This is a genomic window from Guptibacillus hwajinpoensis (genome assembly GCF_020171785.1).
Lineage (GTDB): Bacteria > Bacillota > Bacilli > Bacillales > Guptibacillaceae > Guptibacillus > Guptibacillus sedimenti.
Genome location: NZ_JAIVAE010000003.1, coordinates 590,366 through 608,611, shown reverse-complemented (window position 1 = coordinate 608,611; position 18,246 = coordinate 590,366). Strand labels below are relative to the sequence as shown.

The window sequence follows — 18,246 nt, the reverse complement described above, 5'->3', positions numbered from 1 at the left end:
CATGAGTGCGGAGTGATCCAATAATCTTAGGAATAACCAAACAAAAAAGGTTCCGTTCATCAAAAACGATGAACGGAACCTTTTTATCGATTTCAGGCTAGTTATGTCCCAGCCTCTTTCTTTGCCCAATTATTTGATAGGTATGTAACGAATGAGATTGGTGAATGATGGAAACGAGGAGGGCGACCAATGTCTCAAAAAAAGATTATTCATCCAGTTAGTCATTCATTTGAAAAAAATATAGATTTTCTTCATAAAGAATTAGGAGTCGGTAAAAGCTTTGATGTGATTCAACTTGATCTCGACTATGCAGGTCGGAAAATGGCGATGTTCTTAATTGATGGTTTTGTAAAAGATGATATTCTGCATTATTTAATGAAATTATTATCAAGACTTGAGCCAGAACAACTTGATCCAGATCCGCTTGAAAAACTCATGAAAGTTCATATTCCTTATGTTGAAATTGATCGACAGAACGACCTTGATGTCGTAATGGACCTTGTTCTAGCGGGTCCAACGGCTCTTGTTGTAGAAGGCATGAGCGAAATTATCATGATTGATGCACGAACCTATCCAGTTCGTGGACCACAAGAGCCAGATTTGGAACGTGTAACGAGAGGGGCAAGAGATGGATTTGTTGAAACAATTGTATTTAATACGTCATTGACTAGGAGAAGAGTTAGAGACAAAACATTAAGAATGGAATATATGCAGGTTGGTAGAAGGTCTAAAACAGATATTTGTATTAGTTACATTGAGGATATTGCGGATCCAGAAATCGTTAAGAGAATCAAGGAATCGGTTAGTAATATCGATACAGATGGTTTACCGATGGGTGAAAAAACAATTGAAGAGTTTATTTGTGGTAGGCATTTAAATCCGTATCCTCTTGTTCGGTATACAGAGCGACCAGATACTGCTGCCATTCATCTTTATGAAGGTCACGTTTTGATTTATGTTGATGGATCCCCTAGTGTGCTTATCACACCAACGACATTTTGGCATCACTTGCAGCATGCGGAAGAGTATCGCCAAAAACCGCTTGTAGGCGCTTATTTGAGGCTTGTCCGTTTTATTGCTGTATGGATCGGGATTTTCATCTTACCGCTCTGGTATTTATTTGCTACAAATCCAAGGTTATTAGGGTCGAATATGCAATTTATTGGCGTTGATCAAGGGGGAACCCTGCCGTTATTTGTTCAATTTTTACTTATTGAAATAGGAATTGATATTCTTAGAATGGCAACGATTCATACACCAACGTCTTTAGCGACAGCGCTTGGTCTTGTATCAGCTATATTAATAGGACAAGTAGCTGTTGAGGTAGGATTATTTATTAATGAGGTTATTTTATATTTAGCTCTTGCCGCTTTAGGTACCTTTGCAACGCCATCTTATGAATTGAGTCTTGCCAACCGATTGTTACGACTACTATTACTAGTCGTAACAGCAGCCTTTGGAGTCATCGGTTTTGTTGTCGGCTTTACTCTTTGGATGGTCCTTCTTATTCGTACAAAATCATTTCATATTCCATACCTGTGGCCGTTTATTCCGTTTTCATATCGTGCTTTTCGCGATGTTATTTTCCGAGCGCCGATGCCTCTTAAAAATCGAAGGCCAACAGTTCTTCATACAAAAGATCCAGATCGTTAAGGGACACGTTCTTTACTAAAGAATGTGTCCTTTTTTGTGCTTATTTATTTTTTTTAAGAGTATGGATTGCTATAATAGCAATGGTGAGGAAAATGAAAACATTTTATGATATACAACAACTTTTAAAACGCTATGGCATGATTGTCTATACAGGTAGTAGACTTGGAGATCTTGAATTAATGGAAGATGAGGTACAAGAATTATATGATATGAAGATTCTCGAAAAAGAAGATTACCTCGTCGCCAGAATGATCTTACGAAATGAAATCAACAAGGAGAGAGACAAAAATGAATGAAACCATTGAAACGATGCTCGCTCATCGATCTATTCGAGCGTTTAAAGATACGCCACTAACAGAAGAACAAATTAATATACTTGTCAAAGCGGCCCAGTCTGCGTCAACGTCAAGTTATATTCAGGCATACTCTATTATCGGTGTGAAAGATAGAGAGAAGAAAAAACAATTAGCAGAGCTCGCAGGGGGACAGAGTTACGTTGAAGAGAATGGCCATTTCTTCGTATTCTGTGCCGATTTTAATCGTCATCATGCTACGGCAGAAATGCACGGAACTGATGTCACAGAAACGGTGCAATCTACTGAAAAATTCATGGTAGGATTAATTGACGCAGCTCTTGCAGCACAAAATGCAAGCGTTGCTGCAGAATCAATGGGTCTTGGAATTTGTTATATTGGTGGTATTCGAAATGATCTAGAAAAAGTAAATGATTTATTGAATCTACCACAATATGTGATTCCATTGTTCGGTCTTTGCGTAGGATATCCTAATCAGGAACCTGATATTAAACCGCGTTTGCCTCTAGAAAACATTTATCACGTAGATGAATATGAACAAAATGAAAAAGTTTTTAAAGGTGAGTTAACCAAATATGATGAAGTGATTTCATCTTATTATACAGATCGAACGGCTGGACAGCGCACAGGTGGTTGGACAGCGATGATGGCTCATAAATTAACGAGTCCTGTTCGAACATACATGAAAAAGTTTCTGGAAAAGAAAGGTTTTCCTTTAAAATAAAATCAGGGTTATGAAAGGTGGATGATGATGAAAGAAGAAAAATGGTTTATAGGTGTGGATCTTGGAGGCACAACAATCAAGCTTGCTTTCCTTGATTTTTACGGAGAAATTAAAAAGAAATGGGAAATTCCGACGGATAAATCAGAAGCGGGTCGACATATTACGATGCATATTGCAAGAGCAATCGACGATAAAATGGAAGAAATGGAGATAGCCAAAGAGAAATTTGCTGGAATTGGCATGGGAGCCCCAGGGTTCATTGAGATGGAGACAGGCTTTATCTACCATGCTGTTAATATCGGATGGCGGAACTTTCCTTTAAAAGATAAGCTAGAAGTTGAAACAGGATTACCGGTTATTATTGATAATGATGCTAATATTGCTGCGCTTGGAGAAATGTGGCGAGGTGCAGGTGATGGTGCTCGTGATTTGCTTTGCGTAACGCTTGGAACTGGAGTAGGCGGCGGCATTATTACAAATGGTACGATTATTCACGGAACGAACGGAATGGCAGGAGAGATTGGACATATTACCTCTGTTCCTGAAGCGGGTGCTTCATGTAACTGTGGTAAAACGGGTTGTCTTGAAACCGTTGCTTCTGCAACTGGTATTGTTCGGATTGCAATGGAAAATCTTACATCTAATCAAGAAAGCATTCTTTATCATACATATATGGAGCAGAATCAGCTTACTTCTCGTGACATTTTTGAAGCTGCAGAAGCGAAGGATTCTTACGCTGAAGAAGTAGTTGAAAAAGTTACGTTCTATCTTGGTTTGGCTATTGCTAATTTAGCAAACGCCTTAAATCCATCTAAGATTGTCATTGGAGGTGGCGTTTCTAAAGCGGGGGAAGCTTTGTTGAAACCCTTAAAGCATCAATTTGAAAAATATGCTTTACCGAGGGTGAAAGAAGGCTCAGATTTCGCAATTGCTACTCTTGGCAATGATGCTGGTGTTATAGGTGGGGCCTGGCTTGTTAAAACTAAATTAGTGAAATAGTCCTAGTTGTTCGCGTTTATCCCTGTCATGATAGGGGTAAAGAAGAGATCAGTGGAGTCTGATCTCTTCTTTTTTTATGATTATTTTGCACAGACGAAACTTTTTGGACGACTTATTCGTTATTACTAATGGCCGCACAAAATAGAATCAAAAAAATTGTTGAAAGAAATACTAAAATAAGGACAAAAGTTAGTTGATTAAATTTCGAAAACATACTATCATAGCGATTATGTATGGTCGTAGAAAGATATGGTAGCTTTTCCTTATATCCAACTAAGGAGGTACTAAGAAAACATGAAAAAGCTACAAAATAAGTATTCGTTTTTTCTAGTCGTAGCATTTTTGCTGTGGTTAAAAACGTATTTGGTGTATGAATTTGCGTTTAACATTGAACCTGAAAATAAAATGGAGGGGTTTATCTTATTGTTAAACCCGATTAGTTCTGTCTTGTTATTCCTCGGTTTTGCATTATTTGCCTCACCCAAGTATCGCAACAGAGTATTGCTGATCATTAATTTTGTCGGGTCATTTATTTTATTTGCAAATGTTGTCTACTATCGAGAATTTACAGACTTTATTACGATACCGCTTCTCTTTCAAACGAATAACATGGGTGAACTTGGTAACAGTATCGCAGAGCTAGTAAGCGGTTATGATTTCTTGTTATTTATAGATATCATTCTTCTCTCAGCTTACCTATTTGTACGTAAAACTAAAACCTACGCAGTCAAGAAAAAAGAAATCGCTATTGTATTTGCGAGTGCCATCGCCCTTTTCGCTATTAACGTCGGCCTTGCTGAAACAGAGCGTCCTCAACTCTTAACTCGGACGTTTGATCGTGAAATGCTTATTAAATATATCGGTACTTACAACTATCATGTTTATGATGCTGTTCTACAATCGAGAGCAAAGGCACAACGAGCATTTGCCGACGGTAGTGAAATTGTTGATATTGAAAACTATGTGAAAGCGAACCATGTTGAACCAAACCCTGAAATGTTTGGTAAAGCAGAAGGCAAAAACATTATTCTCGTCTCTTTAGAGTCCACGCAAAGTTTCGTGATAAACGAAGAGGTTGATGGAAAAGAAATTACCCCGTTCCTTAATGATCTTATTGATGAAAGTTATTATTTCCCTAATTTCTATCATCAAACAGCACAGGGGAAAACTTCTGACTCTGAGTTTATTCTTGAGAATTCTCTTTATGGGCTACCGAGCGGTGCGGTGTTCTTTACCCACTCAGGAAATGAATACAATGCGTCTCCAGAAATTTTAAGTGAAAATGGCTACTATAATGCCGTTTTCCATGCCAATAATAAAAGTTTTTGGAATCGCGACGTTATGTATGATGCCCTTAAATACGATAAGTTCTATGATATTAATGACTTTACGGTCACACCTGATAATTCAATCGGTTGGGGATTGAAAGACGAATATTTCTTTGATCAATCCATTAAGTATTTAGAAACAATGCCAGAACCTTACTATGCTAAATATATTACCCTGACGAATCATTTTCCTTTCACGCTTGAATCAGAAGATGAATATATTCCAGAGTGGACTTCAGACGATGGTACTGTAAACCGATTTTTCACAACGGTTCGCTATCAGGATGAAGCTGTTAAAAAATTCTTTGAGCGCATGAAAGAAGAAGGACTATATGAAGATTCAATTTTTGTTATGTATGGGGATCACTATGGTATCTCTGAGAACCATAATAAAGCAATGGGTGAGTTTCTAGGGAAGGAAATCACACCATTTGAATCGACAGAGCTACAAAAGGTTCCTCTTATTATCCATATCCCTGGCCAGGAGGGAGAAGTAATGGATCAAGTGGGTGGACAAATTGATTTGAAGCCTACAATCATGCACCTTCTCGGAATTGAAACAAAAGATATGATTAAGTTTGGTAATGACCTGTTTGCAGAAGAACAGGATAATTTCACGATACTTCGTGATGGAAGTTTCATTACAGAAAATAACCTTTATACGAAAAATGTTTGTTATGATAAGGAAACCGGTGATGAAACGGATAAAGCTGCCTGTGAACCATACATGGAAAAGGCAAAAACAGACCTTGCTTACTCAGATAAAATTGTGTACGGCGATCTGCTTCGTTTCTTAGGAAAGCATGAAGAGCAGCAAGATGCCGAGATAAAATAAACCACTAGAAAAACCACGCTTTTAAAGCGTGGTTTTTTTATACGCATTTAAACATAAAAGTAGAGATAATAAACATCTTCTTTTGAGAAAAGCTTTATTCACGAAGCATAGGCCATCCTTCTAGTCATATTATTGTAAGAGGGAGATGACTTGTGGGAGGGTGAATGATGAAAATTAGAGTGAAAAGTGGGGACAGCCTTTGGAAATATAGTCGTGTCTTTCAAATACCGCTCCGTCTCATTTTAGATAGCAACAATCTTGAAGATCCTGATCAGTTGATGATTGGAGAACAAATACAGATCCCTGGTTATGTAACAAAAAGTTATACGATTAAACAAGGGGATACATTATGGAAATTAGCGGGTTGGTATGGTGCGCCTTTAGACGGTGTTTTATTGTTAAATGATCAAAATCCATTTTCACTAAAGCCGGGTGAGAAAGTGAATATTCCCATTCGTGTCACTTGGTCACTGATAAATCCCAACCAAGCTTATGATTATGGGACGCTTGTGAAGGATATCCGCAAAATCCTTGGTGTCTACCCATTTATTAAAAGAGGTCTAATTGGTGAGACAGTAATGGGAAAACCAATTCCGGAATTAGTGGTAGGAACTGGCGCGAAAAAAGTTCACATGAATGGCTCATTCCACGCAAATGAATGGTTAACGACAACTTTAATCATGAAATTTATCGATGATTATGCACGTGAATTAACAAGTAGCCAGCAGCTTAGCGGTGTCTATCTCCCCCCGCTTTATGAATCCACTTCTTTGTCACTCGTGCCAATGGTCAATCCAGATGGAGTTGATCTTGTCATTAATGGTTTACCTGAAGAGGAACCGTATCGTTCTCTTGCAAATGAGATTAACAATGGGAGTGACCAATTTAGTCGTTGGAAGGCGAACATTCGAGGTGTCGACTTAAATAATCAATACCCGGCCAAATGGGAAGTAGAAGCTGAGCGTAAACCAACAAAGCCATCTCCAAGAAATTACCCGGGAAAAGCCCCGCTTACTGAACCGGAAGCAATTGCAATTGCTGATTTAACTAGAAGAAAGAAATTTGACAGAGCGCTAGCATTCCATTCACAGGGAGAAGTGATTTTTTGGGGATTTGAAGGGCTTGAACCCCCTGAGTCAGAAATTCTTGTAACAGAATTTTCTCGCTTAAGTGGCTATCTCCCCATTCGGTATGTTGATAGTTTTGCAGGTTACAAGGATTGGTTTATACAGGATTTTAGAAGACCTGGTTTCACTGTTGAAATCGGGAAAGGAGAGAATCCTTTACCAGTTAGCCAATTTAACGAGATTTATCAAAATACAATAGGGATCTTTCTGTCTACCCTATACATGTAGTGAGCTTGAACTCTAAGAGCTTTTTTGTCATAATAAAAGTAATTTCATATTTTCTGAGACTAGGGGTGCCTTCAAGTTAGGGAAGGCTGAGAAAAAGAAACCGTTATTTCTTTTACCCTTGAACCTGATCTGGTTGATACCAGCGTAGGGAAGTCGGTAGCGGTGTTTTTATACTACCCCCATTCCATACGCGGAATGGGGGTTTTTCACGTTCTAGCGTCTTTTATCTCATTTTGTAGAAATGTGAAGTAAGTCATAGCGATGGAGGGAATCAATCATGAAGCAGTTTCAATTATATGTGATTACAGGAGAGGAATTTCATCAAGATCGAGATTTGGTCGACGTAATGGAGGAAGCCATTCGAGGTGGAGCGGATATCATTCAGCTACGTGATAAAACCAATTCAAAAAAAGTAGTGCTTGAAAAAGCACTAAAGTTAAAAGCGTTAACAAAAAAATACAGTATACCGTTTATCGTTAATGATCATCTTGATGTCGCTCTAGCTGTTGATGCAGACGGCATTCATTTAGGGCAAGATGATTTGCCTTTAGAAACGGCAAGAAAAATCATTGGACCAGGTAAAATAATCGGAATCTCAACTCATCGAATTGAAGAAGCGCGTGCTGCAGAAAAGGGGGGAGCTGATTACATCGGGGTAGGTCCAATTTTTCCTACTAACAGTAAAAGTGACGTGGTAGCGCCTGTTACTACTGAATATATCAAGGAAGTGATTTCTGAAATTTCCATTCCATTTGTCGCCATTGGAGGTATAAAACTACACAATGTTTCAGAAGTCTTACGTGCGGGGGCGAAAAGGATTTGTGTGATCAGCGAAGTAGTAGGAAGTGACGATGTGAAAGGAACATGTGAATCATTTCAGCAAGTGATCAAGAGTGAGGTGATCGAGAAGTGAGATTGCAAATAAATGGCGATGAGCACGATCTAGATGTGGTTACGTTGAAGGATGTTGTGAAGCATTTTGGTTTGCAAGAAGGTCTGGTTGTAACAGAGGTAGATGGGGCAATAGTTGATCGATCGAACTGGAAAGATATCAATGTACAAGATGGCATGAAAATTGAGCTTGTTCACTTTGTAGGTGGAGGTTGAGTAAATGACTAACAAATTAACAATAGCTGGTAAACAATTATCATCGAGGCTTTTTCTAGGGACAGGAAGATACCCGAATCCATATGTTCAAAATAAGGCGATTGAGGTTTCTGAAGCGGAAGTTTTGACGTTTGCGATTCGAAGAGTGAATCTTTCAGCACCAGACGAAGATGCGATCCTTCAACACATCGAAAAACCATTTCAATATTTACCGAATACTTCAGGTGCTACATCAGCAGAAGAAGCGATTCGAATCGCTCGTTTAGCAAAGGCATCTGGACTAAGTGATTGGATTAAGATCGAAGTGAGCCAAGATGAAAAGATGCTCATTCCTGATCCAATCGAAACTCTAAAAGCAACAGAAATCTTAGCGAACGAAGGGTTTATTGTATTGCCGTACACATCAGATGATCCCGCACTCTGTTATCGATTACAAGAAGCGGGTGCTTCGGCAGTGATGCCAGGTGGGTCTCCCATTGGTACGGGTCTAGGTATTTTAAATCCTTATAATATTGAACGGATTACTGAGAAGCTTACAGTGCCGGTGATCGTAGATGCTGGCCTTGGAAGTGCTGCTGATGTTACACAGGCAATGGAACTCGGCGCAGATGGTGTGTTGTTAAATACAGCGATAGCTAAAGCGAGAAACCCCGTTATGATGGCAGAGGCTGTCAAACATGCGATTCATGCTGGAAGGTTGTCCTATAGCGCAGGTAGAATCTCTAAAAAGAAGTATGCGACGGCTAGTAGTCCGATACAAAGCTAAGAAAGGGGATCGATATGGCTAGAATCACGATTATTGGTGGTGGAGTGATCGGTTTATCCATTGCATTTGAATGTCAAAGAAGAGGACATAACGTTACTGTGGTCGAAGCGCAGCAATGTGGTGGACAGGCTTCTGGTGCAGCAGCAGGAATGCTTGCTCCGTATTCTGAAATTGAAGAAGACCCTGACGATTTTTTCCGACTATGCCAAAAGAGCTTGCAGATTTTTCCTGAATGGCAAGAAGAGGTCAAACGTCATTCGGATATTGATTTTGAGTACAATGAAAGCGGTAGTTTGTATTGTATCTATCATGAAGCCGACCTTCTTTCTCTTGAAACAAAACAGGCATGGCAAAGAAAGTTTAACGTTGAATCGACGATTTTAAGTGCTAAAGAAGTAAGAGTTAAAGAACCAGGGCTCTCTAGAGATGTTGTTGCCGCTTTATGGTGTCCTGAAGAGTCTCATATTTATGCCCCTGGCTATGTGGCGGCTCTTTTACAAGCCTGCCGCAATCTAGGTGTTCATGTCATCGAAAATGTAGGAGATGCAACGCTGGACGGGTATGCTGTCATAACTAAGCAGGAGCGAATTGACAGTGATCAGGTTGTTCTTGCAGCAGGAGCCTGGTCAATGTATTGGGAAAAAGAGCTTGGTTGCACATTGCCCGTATATCCGATCCGCGGACAAATTTGTGCATATGAAGCTCCACCTTTAAACCACATTGTTTTTACAAGCCAGGGGTATTTGGTAGCTAAAGCGAATGGTTCCGTTGTGGTCGGTGCCTCAGAGGATATCGCTGATTTTGATACGAACGTAACAGAACATGGGATTGGTCGTCTCGAAAAGTGGAGTAAGAAGGTGATGCCTGTGCTCGAGAAGATGGATCCATTTCATAAATGGGCCGGGTTAAGGCCAGCTACACAGGATGGTTTTCCACTAATCGGAAAGTTAATTAAGAAACCGGAGGTTATTTTGGCGACCGGACATTATCGAAATGGAATTTTACTAAGCCCAATTACGGCAAAAATCGTAGCCGATGAAATAGATCAAGTTCCCCAACAAATTGCAATTGGTCAATTTCGTCCTGATCGTTTTCAGGCTATCTAATAAGGAGAGGATCTAATGTATAAAGCACTGACGATTGCTGGTTCAGATAGTGGTGGCGGAGCTGGAATTCAAGCTGATTTAAAAACGTTTCAAGAGCGCGACGTGTTTGGAATGAGTGCGATTACAGCACTTACAGCTCAGAACACGCTTGGCGTTCATCATGTGTTCCCGCAAACAATCGAAGCGGTGCAATCACAGCTTGATGCTGTTCTCTCAGATATTGGGGCGGACGCAGTAAAAACCGGGATGCTTTTTTCGAGTGACATCATTCTGGCGGTATCGGAAAAGATAAGGGACTACAATGTCTCAAATCTTGTTATTGATCCTGTGATGATCGCAAAAGGTGGGGCGTCTCTTTTGCAAAATGAAGCAAAATTGGCTATGAAAGAAAAGCTTTTTCCGCTAGGGGCTGTTATTACGCCTAATCTTCCTGAAACAGCTGAATTGCTAAATTGTAAAGCTATTACTTCTATCAAGGGTATGGAGGAGGCGGCAAAGGCCCTACATGCAAGTGGTGCAAAAGCTGTACTTGTTAAAGGTGGACATATGACGAGTAATACTGCTGTAGATGTTCTGTATGTAAACGACCGCTTTTACCATTATGAATCAGAGCGTATTGAAACAAAACACACCCACGGAACTGGTTGCACGTATTCAGCTTGTATCGCAGCTGAGCTTGCTAAGGGGAGGCCGATCCCCGAGGCTATAGCTATCGCAAAAGAATATATTACGGCTGCTATTACACACGCTCTCCCAATAGGAAAAGGAATTGGGCCAACAAATCATGCTGCTTATCGACAAATACAACCTTCCGTTATGAAAACTTAACCCTGCTTCTGCAGGGTTTTTTTATGTGAATAAGTTTGCTATTCGAATGAGGAGGGGAAAAATACATAGACTAAGCAAGGAACTTTTAGAATGGTGTTAATGAAGCAATTCGATTTCAAGAAAGGAAGTTCAATGAATAAACTAATCGAAGTAGAAAATGTATCCAATGAACGTGTAACGGGTGTTCAATTTTCATTAATGGAAGGCAGTTTAACGACAATCATCGGACCCTCAGGTGCAGGGAAGAGTAGTTTATTACTTTTGTTAAATAGACTAGAAGATCCAGATGAGGGTAAGATTCACTTTAAAGGGAAAAATATTAGCGATTTTCCTATATCAGAGCTGCGTAGAAACATTGGAATGGTGTTTCAACAGGCTCATTTATTTGATGGAACGGTAGAAGATAATTTAAAGTTTGGTCCTTCTCTTCAAAAAAAGTGGGAGCCCAATGAAGGGGTAAAGCTATTGGAAAAAGTACAGTTGCCTAAAGAGTTTTTAACGAAAGAAGTAGAAAATTTATCTGGTGGCGAACAGCAGCGAGTGGCATTTGCAAGAACGCTTGCTAATAATCCCGAGGTATTGTTATTAGACGAAGTGACCAGTGCACTTGATATGCGGACAGTGGATTTGATGGAAGATTTGTTACATAAGCTCGTGAATGAAGAAGGGAAGACAATTTTGATGATTACACATGACCTTAAGCAAGCAGAAAGACTTGGTAGCTATACCCTATTTATGAATGAAGGTAGAGTTGAAGAGCAAGGAAAAACAACCGAATTGTTTTATCAACCAAAATCCGCTACGTTAAAGCACTTTCTCGAAGGATAATTTATGACGAACATATCGAATCTTTCATTGCTTACAATGATTCTATTTGTCATGATTCCTGTTTCGCTTTCTTATTTGTTTTCGCTTGGGATCGGCAAATCAGCTATATGGTCTTCTATCCGCGGCGTCGTTCAATTGTTTTTTATAGGTTATGTTCTCACATTTCTCTTTTCTATTCCAGATTGGCAGGGGGTAGGATTATGGGTAGCTGTCATGCTAGTCATTGCTTCTCTTCAAGCATCAAAGAGAGGAAAAGGGATTCCGTATGCTTTTCTCCTGTCGTTCTCTTCGCTTATTCTTATTGAAGTGTTTGTATTGTCATTATGGATCGTATTTGATATTATTCCTTTTCGATCCGAACAGGTTATTCCGATGAGTGGAATGATTATTGGTAATAGTATGGTGGCAACTGGTCTTGCATTTGAGAGAATGAAGAACGAGTTTCACGATAGTAAAGGAGAAATTCTTGCAGCATTATCGCTTGGAGCAAATGCTTCACAAGCTTCTCAAATGATTATTAGAAAAACGATTCGCGCAGCAATGATTCCTAATGTAGATGGATTAAAAACGATTGGACTTGTGCAATTGCCAGGGATGATGACAGGACTAATTCTTGGTGGAGCTTCGCCAATTGAAGCCATTCGCTATCAGATCGTCATTTCGATTAGCATCTTTTCATCTGTGTCCATTTGTGCGATGATTATTTCATTGGTGACGTATCGCTTTTTCTTTAATCGAAAAATGCAGTTACTTGAAGAAAAGGGAGGAAAAAAATAATGGCAATTGTAGATGTTACAGTGATCCCAATTGGAACGGAAACACCAAGTGTTAGTAAGTATGTAGCGGATGTACAGGAGGTTCTAGAATCGTTTTCTGATCGGATTACATATCGTTTAACACCTATGAGTACTCTTATTGAAGGAGATATTTCAGATCTCCTAGACGTTGTTAAAGCGATTCATGAAGCGCCCTTTCAAGCAGGTATTGAGCGTGTAGCCACGAATCTACGAATCGATGATCGTCGTGATAAAAAGGTGAATATGGAAGATAAACTCGAATCAGTTAAAAGACATTTAAAATAAAAGTAACATGACGTATCATGTGCTTCTAAGACATAAAAAAACAGCCGAAATGGCTGTTTTTTTAGTGGCCTCCGCCGCCACCAGATCCGAAAAGAATATCGATCATTGTAGCAACAGTAAAGGCGCCGAATACAAGCACTGTTAATCCTGCAAAGGCAAGGCCCATAAAGTTCTTTTCACGAAGGGAACGAAAAACACCCCATACGCAAAATAAAGTAACGATTGCAAAAATAATTGCTAATCCCATTTGGAATACCTCCCTATCCATGCACTCATTATCAGTATACCCGTAAAATGACTGTTGCATGGTTGAATCGTAAATTTTTCTTGAATGGTATGTACGATAAGTCCTTTCTTATTTTAACCGTTTTCTTTTCGTTTGTCGAGGTGTTATTCACTCGAAAATGTAAGTTCAATGTCGTAAGCTCGAGCGATACCCTGCATTAATTTTATGTGCATTCGATCAATATAAAAAACCTGATCATCCCGACAAATGAAATGTTCTTCCATTTGTAAAAGCGCCATTTTTTTTTGTTGGTCGTCTCCTTTAAGTATCCTGAACCACGCAACCATTTCTTTGTAGAGATAATGTTCGTTGTTTTGAGAATTGAAGCCGTAGTCTGTGAAAGAAAGTTTACAATCAGATGCTTGAGAAAGATGAATGAGTGGATGAACGTCTTCGAGAACACCTTTGGACTGATAGTAGTTCTGAAGTGCTTCAGCTTCGATTCGATCTGAAATGATAACAAGTTGTTTATCACGATCCATCACGTTAGCAAGATCAGCCGTTTTTTTGACAATTTGCGCTATGAACCCAGGTAGTTTATTAACAGGTGGTTTCATTTCAACACCATACACGAAGTTCAGTAGAAACATCTCCTTTTATTCGCTCTTTTTTATAGTGTAGAATAAGAAGCATAATCTTTCAATGGAGGCGAATGTTATGGAATGGAAACAAATGGCTGTTGGACCTGTGCAAGCAAATGCAGCACTGATATGGAATGAAAATAAAGAAGCTCTTGTTATAGATCCAGGTGCTGAGGGAGGACGAATCAAGAGAAAAATCGAAAAGATGGAGTTAAAACCATTGGCTATTCTTTTAACTCATGCTCATTTTGATCATATCGGTGCCGTTGATTTACTAAGAGAAACTTATCAAGCTCCAGTCTATTTGCATGCATATGAATCAAATTGGCTTTCAGATCCTTCTTTAAACGGCTCAAAACTTTTTCCAGTTGTTGATAACATTTCTGGTAAACCCGCTGACCATCTCATTGAGGGAGAAGGAGATATGACAATCGGTTCATTTAATTTTACGGTTCTAGAGACGCCGGGACACTCACCTGGCAGCGTATCATTTTATTTCAAAGACGCGAATATCGTCTTTTCCGGTGATGCTCTGTTTGCCGGAAGTATAGGAAGAACAGATCTTCCAGGCGGGAATCAAAAACAATTGCTTAAGAGCATACATAATCGCCTACTTGTGCTACCTGAACATACGATCGTAGCATCTGGACATGGAGGGGCTACAACTATTGAAACTGAGATGACTGAAAATCCATTTCTAAATGGCTTTTCTTTATAGGCAATGTCGTTAAAAACTGTCATTAAAAATGAAATTGAACAGAGCTCAAATAGTTCAATCACTTTCGAGCGGTTTATGACATTGTCTCTTTATCATCATAAGTATGGGTATTATCAGAAGCATGCACCAAAGACGGGGAAAAGAGGTGATTTCATTACCTCAACAAGTGTAGGTGACGTTTTTTCTCGCGTAATGGCCCGAGTGCTTATAAAAGAAATACAAAAAAACGCGTATGCACCGGTAATTGTCGATGCGGGTTCAGGTGATGGTAACTTCATTTCTTCCTTTCTTGATGAAGTAAAAACGGTGGATCATAAGTTTTATAAAAAGTTAACTTATTTTGTACTGGAATCCAGTCCTTATCATCAGCAATTAATTGCTGAGCGCACTAAGCATCATAACGTGCTGATTTATCCTTCACTTTCTACAATTAAGGAAGAGCTACCGAAGTTAAATGGCATTCTATTCTCAAATGAATTGCTTGATGCGTTTCCTGTACGTGTTATTGAAAAACAACGTGAACTTCTTGAAGTCTGTGTTGGTTTAAATGATTATGATTGTTTTGAGGAGGTGTACATTCCCTGTACAGACCCCGAAATTCTGAACTGGTTAGCGTGTCACGAACTACAGATTAGTGATGGACAACGGATCGAAATTCCGCTTGCAATGGGAGAATGGTTGGATGAGATAGGAATTTGGCTATCTCATGGAAAAGTCTTTACAGTAGATTATGGATATACAAATGAGGAGTGGGGAAAACCTGGAAGGAGACGAGGCAGTCTTAGGGGATACTACAATCATCAGCTCATAGAAAACGTTTTACAGTTCCCTGGGGAAATGGATATCACAACTCATGTTCATGTAGACGCTATTCGAAACATTGGTCTAAGTCACGGGATTCAGTGGGTCGATTGTCTCCCACAAGGACACTTTCTTTTAAAAGAGGGTTTGCTTCAATTTCTTCAGCAAACGACTCCGGATAATCCTTTTTCTAGAGAGCATAAACAAAATCGAGCAGTAAGGTGGCTGGCTCAGTCGAATCAATTTTTAGTAATGATTCAAGAAAAGTGCCCAAAAAAAGACGATGCGTAAGCATCGTCTTTTTTGCGTTCGGATTAATGTCCGCCTGATCCAGGCGTCATCATGAACACTGACCAGTAGGAAAAACCGACCATAAACAAAGTTAAGTATACACCAAAAATATACAAATAAGTACGTTCTGTTAAGTTTAGATAACTTAACGCTAAAAACATGCCGGCCTGGCCAAGGAACAGCAATCCTAATACTGGCATCTCACCAACAAAGCCCATGAGTGAGAAAATGCCGGTCCAGAAAGCTAAAACTCGGTACATTCTAGGCATAAAAGTTCCTCCCTTGCTCGTTCATTCCCCATACATATCGTATTATATATGAGTTCTTGTGGAAAAGTAAATGCTAGTCTCATGGCAAAATAATGACTTTCCTTATTTAACCTTGAAAAGGGTTCCAATTTATTATCCCAAATCGTTCACAAAAATACAAATCTTTTTCTTGTACAATATTTGTTTAAGTGTTGTATAATATGGGTAAAGTTAGTTATCAACGGAAAACGAATCGGGGAGGATTTAAATTGGAAGATAAATTATTGTTTTATACTTATCCAAGTTGTACATCTTGTAGAAAAACAAAAGCATGGTTAAAAGAAAATGGTGTTGATTTTGAAGAGCGTCATTTATTTAAAGATACACCTTCAATTGATGAATTAAAAGAAATCATTACCTTATCTACAGATGGTATTGAAGAAATTCTTGCGAGAAGAAGTACTTCATTCAAAAAGCTAAATGTTGAAATTGATGATCTTACCCTTTCTGAAATGCTTGAACTAATGCATAATGAACCAAAGCTTCTAAGACGTCCTATCGTGACTAACGGAAAGAAATTAATTGTAGGTTACAATAAGTCGGGTTTGCAAAATTTAAAACAACGTAAAAAGAAGCTTGCTGTTGTATCTTAACTGGGCTAGCTGGATTCGAACCAGCGCATGACGGAATCAAAATCCGTTGCCTTACCGCTTGGCTATAGCCCAATGGTTTCGTGCTCTAGTAGTATAAGCAGCGGTTTAGATACTTATACTTATTTTTAGCAGAAGGCAAAAAAATCACCTTCATTATAGGAATGCCCGGGCAATTGGTTGAATAAGATAACATCATAATCCATGTCACAGCGATATGCGGAAATGACTCTGCGTATCGCTTTTTTATGTGGAATTGATTTGGCAAAACAGGACAAGAAAAATCACGCAAAATAATGTATTCTTATGTTAGATGTAGAAAGCCGGTGATAGGCGCAATGAAAATATTATTGTTAATAGGTGCTTCCCTCTTTCAAGTTCTGATTGTCGTTATGTTTTTTATCAATGCTTCATGGGTTCCGCTCGTTATGGTCGGATATGCGCTTTCGCTTGCTGTCTTGATTTATTTGCTAATTAAAGATCGAAGGAAAAGGGAAAAGGAGGAACAGAATGATGATAATCGTAACTACTGATCAAGTCGCAAACAAAAATATTAAGGAAGTGATTGGTTATGTTAGAGGAAGCACTGTTCAGTCTAAGCACGTAGGGAAGGACATTCTTGCAAGCCTTCGGACAATTGTTGGTGGTGAAATTACTGAGTATACCGAAATGATGACAGAAGCTAGACAGAGAGCAATTGCGAGAATGGTAAAGGATGCAGAAAGTAAGGGTGCTAATGCAATCGTTGCTTTTCGGTTACAGTCCTCAGCCGTTATGACGAGTGCATCAGAAATCATTGCCTACGGTACGGCTGTCATACTAGAGTAGCCTTTCATTTCTTTATGAATAATAAGTACCGTTTGGGGGAGTCTTAATGTGGAAACAACTTATCGTTAAAACCGAACGAGGTAAGTTTGAGGTTTTTGTAAAAGGTAATGGTCCACCACTTTGCGTGACCCATCTTTATTCTCAATTTAATAACAGCGGTGATTATTTTGCAGATGTATTCACAAAGTACTATACGGTATATTTAGTGAATCTTAAAGAAGCAGGAAACACAGATTCTGTAAACTCACCGCACGAATTTTTTATGATTGAAACGGTATTTGATCTTGAAAGTATACGCGAAAAGATGAAAATTCGAAAATGGGTTTTCGCTGGGCATTCCACAGGCGGAATGCTGGCTTGCGTATATGGAATTCATGCATCAAACTCACTAAAAGGTTTAATCATTGTAGGGGCTGCTGCTAGGGAATACGCCTCTTCTTCTCCCGCTTGTATCTATCATGTCGATCATCCTCAACATGAGCTGATGCAGCAACTTATTGAGCGGTTAAAAGACCCCGATCTTGAGCAAGATGAACGAAAAAAAATAACTGAAAAAAGGACGAAACTTTCTCTTTATCGACCAGAGCTATATAAGATTTTATTTTCAAAACCTATACATAAAAAGATGGCGGTAGCTCGAATGAATTTCTTCGCAAGAGAAATTTTACAGTTTAATGTCATAAAACAGCTTACTGCTATCACAACCCCTACTCTTATTGCTTGCGGCAGATATGATGTGCAATGTCCGCTTTCTTATTCCGAAGAAATGGCGAGTGCAATTCCTAATGCCAAATTGGTTGTTTTTGAAGAAAGCAACCATTATCCATTCCTTGAAGAAGAGTGTTTGTTTGAATTAAGTATTCAAGAGTTTTTACTTAAATAAATAAATATTTAACTTTACCAAGAAGGATTTACCAG

23 protein-coding genes, 1 tRNA gene and 1 riboswitch are annotated in these 18,246 nt (G+C 39.1%); of the genes, 20 read left to right on the top strand and 4 right to left on the bottom strand.

Translation table 11 applies throughout. The features are described 5' to 3' along the window. Window positions 1–189 precede the first annotated feature (189 nt). From LCL91_RS07150 to LCL91_RS07085, 14 genes are all read left to right on the top strand, one after another. Window positions 190–1,653: a spore germination protein gene (locus tag LCL91_RS07150; protein WP_224881204.1), complete on the top strand. Its 1,464-nt coding sequence runs from the start codon at window positions 190–192 to the stop codon at window positions 1,651–1,653. A 92-nt stretch (window positions 1,654–1,745) separates the two neighbouring features. Beyond that, window positions 1,746–1,949, top strand: a complete 204-nt coding sequence (locus LCL91_RS07145) for a YqgQ family protein (protein WP_224881202.1) — start codon at window positions 1,746–1,748, stop codon at window positions 1,947–1,949. Beyond that, window positions 1,942–2,691: an oxygen-insensitive NADPH nitroreductase gene (gene nfsA / locus LCL91_RS07140; RefSeq protein WP_224881200.1), complete on the top strand. Its 750-nt coding sequence runs from the start codon at window positions 1,942–1,944 to the stop codon at window positions 2,689–2,691. Before LCL91_RS07145 ends, nfsA begins: the two co-directional genes overlap by 8 nt. 21 nt (window positions 2,692–2,712) lie before the next feature. Next, complete coding sequence (locus tag LCL91_RS07135) at window positions 2,713–3,690, top strand: ROK family glucokinase (RefSeq protein WP_425589663.1); 978 nt, start codon at window positions 2,713–2,715, stop codon at window positions 3,688–3,690. 294 nt (window positions 3,691–3,984) lie between these two features. Beyond that, a complete protein-coding gene (locus LCL91_RS07130) occupies window positions 3,985–5,853 on the top strand; it encodes an LTA synthase family protein (RefSeq protein ID WP_224881196.1) in 1,869 nt (622 codons plus the stop codon). A 167-nt stretch (window positions 5,854–6,020) separates the two neighbouring features. Then, a complete protein-coding gene (locus LCL91_RS07125) occupies window positions 6,021–7,208 on the top strand; it encodes a M14 family metallopeptidase (protein ID WP_224881194.1) in 1,188 nt (395 codons plus the stop codon). 51 nt (window positions 7,209–7,259) lie between these two features. Then, window positions 7,260–7,376: riboswitch (TPP riboswitch) on the top strand. A 109-nt stretch (window positions 7,377–7,485) separates the two neighbouring features. Continuing rightward, window positions 7,486–8,121 carry a thiamine phosphate synthase gene (gene thiE, locus LCL91_RS07120; protein ID WP_224881192.1) on the top strand — a complete coding sequence of 212 codons (636 nt, stop codon included), beginning with the start codon at window positions 7,486–7,488 and terminating at the stop codon, window positions 8,119–8,121. After that, window positions 8,118–8,315, top strand: coding sequence for a sulfur carrier protein ThiS (gene thiS / locus LCL91_RS07115; RefSeq protein ID WP_224881190.1), 198 nt, complete (start codon window positions 8,118–8,120; stop codon window positions 8,313–8,315). Before thiE ends, thiS begins: the two co-directional genes overlap by 4 nt. A 4-nt stretch (window positions 8,316–8,319) precedes the next feature. Next, a complete protein-coding gene (locus LCL91_RS07110; protein ID WP_224881188.1) occupies window positions 8,320–9,081 on the top strand; it encodes a thiazole synthase in 762 nt (253 codons plus the stop codon). Window positions 9,082–9,095: 14 nt separating this feature from the next. After that, window positions 9,096–10,187, top strand: coding sequence for a glycine oxidase ThiO (gene thiO, locus LCL91_RS07105; protein WP_224881186.1), 1,092 nt, complete (start codon window positions 9,096–9,098; stop codon window positions 10,185–10,187). Between the two features lie 15 nt (window positions 10,188–10,202). Further along, window positions 10,203–11,015, top strand: coding sequence for a bifunctional hydroxymethylpyrimidine kinase/phosphomethylpyrimidine kinase (gene thiD, locus LCL91_RS07100; RefSeq protein ID WP_224881184.1), 813 nt, complete (start codon window positions 10,203–10,205; stop codon window positions 11,013–11,015). 90 nt (window positions 11,016–11,105) lie between these two features. After that, entirely contained in the window at window positions 11,106–11,843 is a 738-nt protein-coding gene (locus LCL91_RS07095) for an ABC transporter ATP-binding protein (protein ID WP_224881182.1), read from the top strand. A gap of 3 nt (window positions 11,844–11,846) precedes the next feature. Next, window positions 11,847–12,620, top strand: coding sequence for an ABC transporter permease (locus tag LCL91_RS07090; RefSeq protein ID WP_098444213.1), 774 nt, complete (start codon window positions 11,847–11,849; stop codon window positions 12,618–12,620). Continuing rightward, window positions 12,620–12,925 (top strand): MTH1187 family thiamine-binding protein, encoded by a 306-nt coding sequence (locus LCL91_RS07085; protein ID WP_224881181.1) that lies wholly within the window; start codon window positions 12,620–12,622, stop codon window positions 12,923–12,925. Before LCL91_RS07090 ends, LCL91_RS07085 begins: the two co-directional genes overlap by 1 nt. A 61-nt stretch (window positions 12,926–12,986) precedes the next feature. Here LCL91_RS07085 and LCL91_RS07080 read toward each other — a convergent pair whose 3' ends face one another. Both LCL91_RS07080 and LCL91_RS07075 read right to left on the bottom strand, forming a co-directional pair. Then, the gene (locus tag LCL91_RS07080; protein ID WP_098444211.1) at window positions 12,987–13,172 is read right to left on the bottom strand and encodes a DUF2759 domain-containing protein; all 186 of its coding nucleotides are present in this window, start codon (window positions 13,170–13,172) and stop codon (window positions 12,987–12,989) included. Window positions 13,173–13,315: 143 nt separating this feature from the next. After that, the gene (locus LCL91_RS07075; RefSeq protein ID WP_224881180.1) at window positions 13,316–13,801 is read right to left on the bottom strand and encodes a hypothetical protein; all 486 of its coding nucleotides are present in this window, start codon (window positions 13,799–13,801) and stop codon (window positions 13,316–13,318) included. Window positions 13,802–13,868: 67 nt separating this feature from the next. Between LCL91_RS07075 and LCL91_RS07070 the strand changes: the two genes are divergently transcribed. Both LCL91_RS07070 and LCL91_RS07065 read left to right on the top strand, forming a co-directional pair. Then, window positions 13,869–14,510 (top strand): MBL fold metallo-hydrolase, encoded by a 642-nt coding sequence (locus LCL91_RS07070; RefSeq protein WP_224881179.1) that lies wholly within the window; start codon window positions 13,869–13,871, stop codon window positions 14,508–14,510. Between the two features lie 81 nt (window positions 14,511–14,591). Beyond that, complete coding sequence (locus tag LCL91_RS07065) at window positions 14,592–15,602, top strand: SAM-dependent methyltransferase (RefSeq protein WP_224881178.1); 1,011 nt, start codon at window positions 14,592–14,594, stop codon at window positions 15,600–15,602. 23 nt (window positions 15,603–15,625) lie between these two features. Here LCL91_RS07065 and LCL91_RS07060 read toward each other — a convergent pair whose 3' ends face one another. Then, window positions 15,626–15,871: a DUF2626 domain-containing protein gene (locus tag LCL91_RS07060; protein WP_098444207.1), complete on the bottom strand. Its 246-nt coding sequence runs from the start codon at window positions 15,869–15,871 to the stop codon at window positions 15,626–15,628. Window positions 15,872–16,119: 248 nt separating this feature from the next. On the opposite strand from LCL91_RS07060, the gene LCL91_RS07055 reads away from it, so the two are divergent. After that, a complete protein-coding gene (locus LCL91_RS07055) occupies window positions 16,120–16,503 on the top strand; it encodes a Spx/MgsR family RNA polymerase-binding regulatory protein (RefSeq protein ID WP_224881177.1) in 384 nt (127 codons plus the stop codon). Here LCL91_RS07055 and LCL91_RS07050 read toward each other — a convergent pair. Further along, window positions 16,504–16,575: transfer RNA gene (locus LCL91_RS07050), tRNA-Gln, on the bottom strand. A gap of 263 nt (window positions 16,576–16,838) precedes the next feature. On the opposite strand from LCL91_RS07050, the gene LCL91_RS07045 reads away from it, so the two are divergent. The 3 genes from LCL91_RS07045 to LCL91_RS07035 are packed head-to-tail and all read left to right on the top strand — an operon-like array spanning window position 16,839 to window position 18,211. Further along, on the top strand, window positions 16,839–17,033 hold the full coding sequence (locus LCL91_RS07045) for a hypothetical protein (protein ID WP_224881176.1): 195 nt from the start codon (window positions 16,839–16,841) through the stop codon (window positions 17,031–17,033). Beyond that, window positions 17,014–17,328: a YbjQ family protein gene (locus tag LCL91_RS07040; protein WP_224881252.1), complete on the top strand. Its 315-nt coding sequence runs from the start codon at window positions 17,014–17,016 to the stop codon at window positions 17,326–17,328. Before LCL91_RS07045 ends, LCL91_RS07040 begins: the two co-directional genes overlap by 20 nt. A 46-nt stretch (window positions 17,329–17,374) precedes the next feature. Then, a complete protein-coding gene (locus LCL91_RS07035; RefSeq protein ID WP_224881175.1) occupies window positions 17,375–18,211 on the top strand; it encodes an alpha/beta fold hydrolase in 837 nt (278 codons plus the stop codon). The last annotated feature ends 35 nt before the right edge of the window (window positions 18,212–18,246 follow it).